Origin of the sequence: Mycobacterium sp., from assembly GCF_049585075.1 — a bacterium.
Lineage (GTDB): Bacteria > Actinomycetota > Actinomycetes > Mycobacteriales > Mycobacteriaceae > Mycobacterium.
The window spans coordinates 1-2,212 of record NZ_JBAUZA010000313.1; the positions used below are offsets into that span (position 1 = coordinate 1).

2 protein-coding genes and 1 pseudogene are annotated in these 2,212 nt (G+C 65.7%); 1 reads left to right on the forward strand and 2 read right to left on the reverse strand.

What is annotated here, in order from left to right:
• The coding region (locus WB785_RS15105) for a PaaI family thioesterase (RefSeq protein WP_424080138.1) at positions 1–587 on the reverse strand (587 nt) is incomplete at its 3' end.
• A complete protein-coding gene (locus tag WB785_RS15110) occupies positions 584–1,882 on the reverse strand; it encodes an adenylosuccinate synthase (RefSeq protein WP_424080139.1) in 1,299 nt (432 codons plus the stop codon). The genes WB785_RS15110 and WB785_RS15105, both read right to left, overlap by 4 nt.
• A 44-nt stretch (positions 1,883–1,926) precedes the next feature.
• On the opposite strand from WB785_RS15110, the pseudogene WB785_RS15115 reads away from it, so the two are divergent.
• Positions 1,927–2,212 (forward strand): annotated as a pseudogene (locus WB785_RS15115) (peptidase M50); the annotation flags it as partial.

A 2,212-nucleotide genomic window follows, 5' to 3' on the forward strand; every position in this document is an offset into this window, starting at 1 on the left:
TGATCGCCGTCGAGCAGTTCGCCGAGGACAAAGGCCTTGCGGCCTTCGGTGGCTGCAACATGCCCGCGGACCACTAACGGGGTGTCGATCGGGGTGATCTTGCGATAATCGACGTGCAGGAAGCCGGTCCGGCTGATCGGCCGTCCCGCGGCGTGCACCACCATCCCGAAGACGTGGTCGAACAGCAGCGGAAGCACGCCGCCGTGCACCGCCCCGTTGCCGCCCACATGAAAACGGCAGAAGTGGCCACGCATTTCGACGCCGTCGGAGTCGAACCTGCTCATCGTCCACGGCGGCAAAAGCAGGCTGCCCATTCCCGGCAATTGCGGCGATCGACCGGCCGGACCCTGGCCCTCAGGCGCGTGAAACGGCGCCAGCAGTGCCGATAGCGCCTCGGCGCGGTCGGCGGCGTCGTCCCAGACGTCGTCGCTGGGGTCTGCGGACACCGCCAGGTCCTGCAACCCGCGCATCGCGGTGACGAACCGGCCGAAGCCCGGCCCTGGGCTCGCGGCGCCGTACTCCGGAAAGCCGCCATGATGCTCGTAGTCGGGATCGAGTTGTTCTGGGCGCTGCGAAGATTCGGTCACGGGCGAGCCGCCAGGACGTCGCGGCGAACGATGGTCTGATCACGGCCCGGGCCGACGCCGATACACGAAACATGCGCTCCAGCAAGCTCTTCCAGCCGTAGCACATAGTCACGCGCCTTGGCGGGCAGGTCGTCGAACGTCCGTGCGTCGGAGATGTCTTCCCACCACCCCGGCAGCTCTTCGTAGATGGGTTTGGCACGGCCCAAATCGCTTTGGGTCATTGGCATGTCGTGCGTGCGTTTGCCATCGACCGTGTAGCCGACACACACCGGGACGGTTTCCAGGCTCGACAACACGTCCAGCTTGGTCAGGAAGTAGTCGGTGATGCCGTTGACCCGGGTGGCGTAGCGGGCGATCACGGCGTCGAACCAGCCGCAGCGGCGACGGCGCCCGGTGGTGACGCCGAACTCACCGCCGGTTTTGGACAGGTATTCGCCGTTCGCGTCGAACAATTCGGTGGGGAACGGCCCAGAGCCGACCCGGGTGGTATAGGCCTTGAGGATTCCCAACACGGTGGTGATGCGGGTCGGCCCGATGCCAGAGCCGACGGCCGCGCCGCCAGCGGTCGGATTCGACGACGTCACATAGGGATACGTGCCGTGGTCGACGTCCAGCAGGGTGCCCTGCGAGCCTTCCAGCAACACGGTTTCGCCGGCCTCCAGCGCGGTGTTGAGCAGCAGCCGGGTGTCGGCGATGCGGTGCCGAAAACCCTTGGCTTGGTCGAGTAGCACCTCGACGACGTGCGCAGGGTCGAGTGCCTTGCGGTTGTAGATCTTGACGAGGATCTGATTTTTGAGTTCCAGTGCGGCCTCGACCTTGTGGGTCAGCACTTCAGGGTCGAGCACGTCGGCGACCCGGATGCCGATGCGGGCGATCTTGTCCTGGTAACACGGTCCGATGCCGCGGCCGGTGGTGCCGATCTTCTTGCTGCCCATGTAGCGCTCGGTCACCTTGTCGATGGCCACGTGATAGGGCATCAGCAGATGCGCGTCGGCGGAGATCAGCAGCTTGGAGGTGTCCACGCCGCGGTCCTCGAGGCCCTTCAGCTCTTCGAGCAGCACGCCGGGATCGACCACGACGCCGTTGCCGATGACGTTGGTGACGCCAGGCGTGAGCACACCCGACGGGATGAGGTGCAGGGCGAAGTTCTCGCCGGAGGGCAACACCACGGTGTGCCCGGCGTTGTTGCCGCCCTGATAACGCACCACCCACTGGGCGCGTCCGCCGAGCAGGTCGGTGGCCTTGCCCTTGCCCTCGTCGCCCCATTGAGCGCCGATCAGGACGATTGCCGGCATGGCATTTCTCCCACTCGTAAGTGCCGCTTATTGTGGTCCAGCCGGTGACCCACCCTATCTCAGCCGTTTGCGAGGAAACCATTAACGACCACGACATCGCCGTGCTTGTGTTCGGCGAGCATCGGGTGCCGGGTACTTTGCGCGGGTTGCCGGTTGCCGACGCCGGGGAAATCGATGCCGCGGCGCACGCTCATCGGCGGCTGATCGTGGTTGGCTCGGATGCGGACTTGGCGGCGGTGCTGACCCGATTACTGCGGATAGAGATGCTCGAGGTTGAGGTCGCCTTCAGCTCGCGACGACGCTCGGCCGCGACTCGGGCCTACCGGATAC